The organism is Flavobacteriales bacterium, assembly GCA_021296215.1.
GTDB lineage: Bacteria > Bacteroidota > Bacteroidia > Flavobacteriales > ECT2AJA-044 > ECT2AJA-044.
Genome location: JAGWBA010000134.1, coordinates 514 through 846 on the forward strand (window position 1 = coordinate 514; position 333 = coordinate 846).

Consider the following 333-nt stretch of genomic DNA (forward strand, 5'->3'; position numbering starts at 1 on the left):
AAGTCGTCAAGCTCAAGTCCAATCACCGGGCCGTCAAGTTTTCCCGGATCAATATTTTTACCCGCGATAAATATTCGTGCCAGTACTGTTGTAAACGGTTCCGCACCGAAGAACTCACGTTCGACCACGTAGTGCCGATTGCCAAAGGCGGCACAAAAACCTGGGAAAACATCGTGACGGCGTGTTGGCGCTGTAATAATAAAAAGAGCGGGCGAACCCCGGAAGAAGCGCATATGCACTTGAAGAAGAAACCACAAAAGCCGAGATGGAACCCCACCCTCACCATCATGATCGGTATCCGGAATGCTCCGGAAAGTTGGCGGGATTACCTCT

General features: G+C 50.8%; 1 protein-coding gene. It reads left to right on the plus strand.

Annotated features, from left to right (window positions below):
• Positions 1-47: 47 nt before the first annotated feature.
• Positions 48-333, plus strand: a 286-nt coding sequence (locus J4F31_12555; GenBank protein MCE2497383.1) for an HNH endonuclease, incomplete at its 3' end; no start/stop codon positions are given.